This window comes from Pseudoalteromonas sp. Isolate6 (genome assembly GCF_022398435.1).
Classification (GTDB): Bacteria; Pseudomonadota; Gammaproteobacteria; order Enterobacterales; family Alteromonadaceae; genus Pseudoalteromonas; species Pseudoalteromonas galatheae.
On sequence record NZ_JAKEVK010000242.1, the window covers coordinates 1 to 6,310 of the forward strand.

General features: G+C 43.9%; 4 protein-coding genes. All 4 read right to left on the reverse strand.

Annotated elements, in window-relative coordinates:
- Positions 1 to 307 precede the first annotated feature (307 nt).
- Positions 308 to 973 (reverse strand): class I SAM-dependent methyltransferase, encoded by a 666-nt coding sequence (locus tag L1D50_RS20610; RefSeq protein WP_138521286.1) that lies wholly within the window; start codon positions 971 to 973, stop codon positions 308 to 310.
- Between the two features lie 10 nt (positions 974 to 983).
- Entirely contained in the window at positions 984 to 4,643 is a 3,660-nt protein-coding gene (locus tag L1D50_RS20615) for an AAA family ATPase (RefSeq protein WP_138521283.1), read from the reverse strand.
- Positions 4,644 to 4,647: 4 nt separating this feature from the next.
- The gene (gene sbcD / locus L1D50_RS20620) at positions 4,648 to 5,847 is read right to left on the reverse strand and encodes an exonuclease subunit SbcD (RefSeq protein WP_138521281.1); all 1,200 of its coding nucleotides are present in this window, start codon (positions 5,845 to 5,847) and stop codon (positions 4,648 to 4,650) included.
- An 81-nt stretch (positions 5,848 to 5,928) separates the two neighbouring features.
- Positions 5,929 to 6,168 (reverse strand): hypothetical protein, encoded by a 240-nt coding sequence (locus L1D50_RS20625; RefSeq protein ID WP_088532724.1) that lies wholly within the window; start codon positions 6,166 to 6,168, stop codon positions 5,929 to 5,931.
- Positions 6,169 to 6,310: the final 142 nt, after the last annotated feature.

The following is a 6,310-nucleotide window of genomic DNA, read 5'->3' on the forward strand; positions in this document are numbered from 1 at the left end:
GGTTAGTAGATATAATAAGACGAGGTTAGATATTAGGTGGAAACTAAACGGTATGCTAATTTGCGAATAGATCATATTTTTACTAAGTAAAATACTGATCTACTTCTTGTATCTTAGTCATTGAGATCAGAGTTTTACTAACTTTTTAGAAGTAAATGACTTGAAGTTTAGATAAAGCGCGGTGACGCTAGTAGCGGAGCAGCAATTGGTTTGGTATAGATCATTATTTTACTAGCTTAATACAAGCTACGTTGAAAAAGTAAGAAAGGAAAAGCCACACCCGAATATGGTCTGGCTTATTAGAAAACTACTGTTTTTCTACCACAAAGCCTGCAAACCCAAGGGCTTTGAAGAAAGGTTTAGCAATGCCAAAACCTGCGGTGTCTAGCAGCTCTGCAAGACGCATTTTATCCACGGGATAAAACTCATGCTCTAAATTCACCCTCATGCGCTGCTCGCCAACATCAGTCAGCCCGAGTTGTTTGCAAACGACTAATTGCGCTTCACGCTCAAAGCTTGTCGCAGGTTTTTCTAAGTCGGCAATAAAAAGATGACCATCCGACTTTAGCTGCTCACTCATTTGTTTAAACAAGCTTGCTTTATCGCCGTTATCTTTTACAAAGTGCATCACCAGCAAGCACAGTACGGCATCTGCTTGATAGGCCTGTGGTGAAATCGCACCATGATGGATCTGCACGCGCTCCTGTAAGCCTAACTTAGTAAAATGTTGATCTGCAATTGCTAACATATCAGTAGATACATCTTGCGCTATAAATCGCCAACTTGGGTTTAGCTGAGCAAGTTCAACAATTTCTTTGCCTGTCCCCGCACCCACAACCAAAATGGTTGCACTATTCGGGTAAAGCGCTAAAAGTTGTGCTCCAGTAAGCTGGTGAATTAACGCATAACCTGGCACAAGCTTTGTGATCCTAGAGTCGTAGTTTTGGGCTTCTTCGCCCGTGAAAGTCGGCATCCAAATTTCCTTATGTTTGTGGTACTAAATTTAAAGATGAGTAGCCTCCAGGCTGTTTATTCACATGGATACGAGTGGCGATCCGCTCGCTCATCTGAGCAACATGCGAGATCACACCAACCTTGCGGCCCTGTGATTGTAACGCGTCCAGTGCATCAATCGCTACACCTAGCGTCTCGGGGTCTAACGTACCAAACCCTTCATCAATGAATAATGAATGTATTTGCACTTTATTTGACGAAAGCGCAGCAAGTCCAAGTGCTAAAGATAAAGATACCAAGAAGGACTCCCCTCCTGATAAGGTGTTGACGCTACGTTGTTCGTCAGCCATATCTTTATCTATAACCGCAATTTCTAAAGACTGCTCAATATTGGTAAGCAAATAGCGTTTTGAAAGCGTATGCAATTGCTGGTTAGCATACTGCAATAAGATTTTTAACGTTTGCGTTTGCGCCCAATTACGCAACTTTTTGCCTGTTGCGTCGCCTAATAGCTTATCTAGCAAATGCCACTGCTCGTAGTCTTGTTGTAACTGAGCGAGATTTGCCGCTTGTAAAGAGAATTGTTGTTTATTCTGAGCATCAATCTCTAATGCACTTTGCACTTGTAGCAACTGACTTTGAGTTTGTTCAAGTGCTTGCGTCGTCTCGGCATGACTTTGCTTAACGTGCTCACTATCAACCCCATCAGGGTACTTACTTTCAAGTTGGCTGAGTTCTTCACGCTGATGACTAAGCTGCAGCTTAGTGTGTTGAAAGGCTTGCTGAACTTGCGCACACTTTTCTAGATTCGCTCGCGCTTCATCCAACGAAACCTCAAGTAACGCTAGTACTTTTATTTTGTCTAGCTGTCCTTGCTGATCGAGCAACCATTGTTCAAAGCGCGCATCAAGTTGCTGCAAGCGCGATGTTTGCTCGGTAATTTGCTTTTCTAGCTGCGTCAGACTGTGCTGGGTCTTTTCACGCTGTGCTTCGGTTTGGCTCAGCGCCAGCTGGGTTTGTGTGATCTGCTCTCGGCTTTGTTGCTCTTGCTGCTTAAGCTCTGCAATCCAATTATCCAAGCTGGTGTGCTGCTGTGGTAAGTATTCAGCACGTTCGCGATTGAGACGTTCAATATTCTGCTGATGTTGTAAAAGTGTATGTTCTAATTCTTCAAGCCGTTGCGTCTCATCTTGTTTTTGTTGACTGGCAAGATGTAATTGATGCTCAAGCTGAACTTTATTCGCTGTTAACGTATCTGTACGCTCGGTGGTTTCTAGCCAAGTTTGCACTCCTGTTTTAAGTTGGCTAATGGCAGCTTGAGGGGATGAATCAAATTCTTGCCACCACGACTCATCGGAAATTAACGCTTCAAGCCGATGGCGTAAAGCATCCACTGTTTGTGATAGCTGATCATATTCGGTTTGCAAAAAGGCAATATGATTACCTAAATCATGGTGCTGCTGCTGAAGTGCCTGTTGCTTATGTTTAGCCTGCTCGAGATGTTGTTGCGCCTGCTGAACCGACTGCCACTGGCGGTCGATATTATTGCGTAACTTTGATAGCTCATTTAGCTGCGACTGAATACTCAAAAGTTGCGATTCAGCTTGTTCGGCATTGCCAACTTTATACTCATCATTCAACGCATCTAGTCGAGCGCGATTCTCGTTTATTTGCTTAGTGCAGTGAGCGATTTCCTGAGTGACTGACTGCCATAGCGCATTCTCACGCTCTTTTTCACCGACTTGTTGATTATAACGCTGCAACACTTGCTCACGAGCTTGCTCAGCAGCCTGATACTGAGACCGAAAATCCGATAGTAACTGTTCCCAGTGGGCATCTATGTGCTCCACACCATAAGGGTGTTCTTTTGAGCCACATACCATGCATTCTTGCCCAGCTCGCAGTTGAGCGCGTAAATCGCTGATCCGCTCACTTGCGCGTAACTGCACTTGCTCCAAATTATCACGAGTTAGGGCTAGTCGCTGCTTAGACAACTCGTCTTGCTGCTTGGTATCTCGGATCAATATCTCAAGCCTTTCCAAGCCAATATGATGTTGAGTTTGTTGCGACCGTAACTGATGCAGCAAGGCCTCCCCTTCTTCGATACTACGATAGGCTTGCACGCATAGAGACCAGTTCTGTAATGCCAAATTTAGGTCTTGTTGAGTCAAAGGTAGGAGTGCTTCTTTTAACGCTGAAAGCGCGCTGGCTTCGGTATCATAAATCTTTTGTAGTTGCTGTACCTCAGCCTCATGTTTGCTCAATTGTGTACCTAGCGCTTGCTGCTCGTTCGGTAATTTTTGCAACTGGACTTCATGATCATTGCGTTGTTGTTGATACTTTTGCAAATCATCAAATTGAGGCTGAACCACGCTCCATTGTCCGGCAATATTGCTAACTGAGTGCAAGTTCGCTTGCTTATACTCTAGCTGCTTTAATTCAGTAGCGATTTCGCCTTGTTGCATTTGATATTTCTGTATCGCAGTCTCATGTTGCGCAATGAGATTGGCATGCTTATCGAGATAGGGCTTAGTTTCTAGTGCTTGCGCTTTGTGTAGGCTTAGCTTTTCATCCAATATACGAATGGTGTTAAAGCTTGGCTCTAACTTTACAAAATTGGCTTGCTGCGTAGTAAGCTGCTGTTCCAGTTGCTGTTGTTTTGCTTTGAGCGTTGTAATAGCGGATTCAAAATCTTGTTGCAGCAGTGCTAGTCGTTCTTGAGATAGCTGCGCAATGTGTTTATCTGTCAACTCATGCTGCTCACGATTATCACGCATCTCATTGGCTTTTAAGACTTGCTGCGCATATTCCTGCTGTGGCTTTCCCTCTTCTATTTGCTGCTCAAGCATTTGCAGCTTGTGTTCCACCTCAGCTATTTTTTGCTTTCTTAGCTCGACATCCGCGAGCCATTGCAGCTGAGCTTGCAGTTTTGTGCTTGTCTCTTGTTGTCGATTTCTTGTATCAATCAGTTCCGACTTCTGTGCTTCAAGTTCGGCTTGCTGCTCTGGTGACAAGAGCACAATTTGACCTAGCCTATCTTGCTGAGTTTGCAGCTCGATTTTCTTTTGCTTGTGCGCTTCAAAAACCGCTTTACCGATATTACTGAACTTTTCGGTACCTGTAAGACATTCTAATAACTGTGCCCGTTCATCTCCCCCCGCCTTCAAAAACGCAGAGAATTCATGCTGAGCAAGCAGCACAGCTCGAGTAAACTGTTCAAAGTTAAGCCCGACTAGCTGTTCGATTTTTTGTTCTGTTTCTTTTTTCTTCTCACAGACTAGGGTCATATCAGGTAGGCTAAACAACTCAATAGTGGCGGTTTTTAAATTACCTTTAGGGCTTTTTCTAGCGCGCTCTACCGACCAAATAGCTTGATAACGTTTGCTGTCTTGAGCAATAAAAACCACGCTAGCGGATGCCGCAACACAGCCCCGACGCAATAGGTTTCGCGGGTCGTTTAACTTAATGTTATCGCCATTAAATGCAACTTTCTCTTTGTCGTCCGATTTTAACCGTGCGGTTTTGCCATAAAATGCAAGGCAAACCGCATCCAGTAAAGTGCTTTTTCCCGCCCCTGTGTCACCAGTAATGGCATAAAGACCAGTGTCTTTGAGTGGTGCCGCAGTAAAGTCGACTTCTGCGCTTTCTATAGAGGCAAGGTTGGTGATTAATATTTTTTCAAGTTTCATCGCCCTACTCCTCCATGCTCGCGATCACTTCTGCTAACTTTTCATGCAATGTCGCGGGTGCCTTTTCCTGTTCCGGTTCAATTTCGCGGTAGGCAATATCCAACAAGGTATTGGGCGATAACGATTCAACTTTGCCCAAATCTTCAAACAACCACTCACTGGCAGCTGTGCCTTTAGACACCCGCTCAATACCACAAAATTTAATATCCTTTCCTTTTAGCACTTCACCAATCTCGGCTCGAAAGCGGCTATTGGTTTCCGCTGCAGATAATTTTAAGCGAATATAGGGAGCGCTATCGAACTTGCTAAAATCCTGCGCCGCGATAGCTTCGCATAATTCAGTCAAGCGCTTTGCACCATCTTCAGGGATATATAACACATCTTTAAAACGGGGAACGTAAAGGGGGTTTACATCTACCAGACCTTGTTCATTAAATTCAGCGAGCAATACCTGATGCTTATAATTGCGTTCAGAAAACGACATTGGCAGAGGCGTACCGCAGTATCTGATAGCACTTTGCTTCGCGACGGTTTGCGCTTTATGTAAATGACCCAGCGCAACATAGTCAAACTGCTCGCCAAACACGCCCGCAGATACAGCATCAAAACCGCCAATGTTGAGATTACGCTCAGAATCTTCTGAAATCGTTCCCCCCTTGGCGTGCAGATGCCCCATTAGCACAATAGGACCTTTCACTTTTTCTATCGTGCCTAGCGCGTGCTGATAAGCTAATTGTACCCCGGTTTGATAGTCAAACTCGTCATCTAGTGGTTTTGGTAAATCAGCACTGCGCAAAAATGGCATTGCCACAACATGCATATGCTGTGCTGCGATGGGCAAATCGATAACAACCTGTTCAGGCGCTTGCTTGTTAAAGCGACCAATAACATGGGTGTTGAATAAGGTTAAGAGTGGTTTTGCGGTTTCAATGCGATTAGCGGAATCGTGGTTGCCAGCAATCAGAACAATGTGCAGCTGCGGGCACAGTTGAGATGCTTTTTGGATAAAGGTATACAGCTGCTTTTCAGCGCTCGCAGGCGGCGTTGCAGTATGAAAAATATCACCGCTGATCAACAATACATCGATTTGCTGTTCAACAAGCACATCGCATAGCCAGTCTAAAAATAGCCGATGCTCTTCACTGCGATCATGTTCGTAAAACGATTGCCCTAAGTGCCAGTCTGACGTATGTAAAACCTTCATTTAGCGTTCCTTTTCCAATAGAAACGCTAATATAGCATCGTCGAGCAATATTCGTCTTGTGAATATTGACGCTTTCACTGCTTAGTGAGTTAGCTGCCACCAAGCAAAAATGATCACAGGTAATGCTAGTAAAAAGAATTTAGCAGGTAACTTGAAAACACGACTATGTTTATCTTGCACACGTTTAATCGCCGATTTCTCGTTACAGGCAGCTACCTTATCAACATAAAAATAGCCATCATCTAAATAATCTTTACAGTTTTGTTCGTCTGCAGGAATTGCAACAAACTTCTCTTGTTTTTTTAGTATGTAGAAATCCATACTGCCCACCACATTTGATTCGCTAAACGGGTATTTAGTACAGAGCAAAACTAACGCCAGTTTTACCCAGAGATTGTAAAGTGCGCGATTTTAAAGATAAACTTGGGTCAATATCAACAACTAATTTTGTTTTCTTTATTTA

Excerpts from the sequence above, each read along its gene's own strand:
- L1D50_RS20610 (WP_138521286.1), bottom strand. The coding sequence starts at position 973 with ATGCCGACTTTCACGGGCGAAGAAGCCCAAAACTACGACTCTAGGATC.
- L1D50_RS20615 (WP_138521283.1), bottom strand. The coding sequence starts at position 4,643 with ATGAAACTTGAAAAAATATTAATCACCAACCTTGCCTCTATAGAAAGC.
- sbcD (WP_138521281.1), bottom strand. The coding sequence starts at position 5,847 with ATGAAGGTTTTACATACGTCAGACTGGCACTTAGGGCAATCGTTTTAC.
- L1D50_RS20625 (WP_088532724.1), bottom strand. The coding sequence starts at position 6,168 with ATGGATTTCTACATACTAAAAAAACAAGAGAAGTTTGTTGCAATTCCT.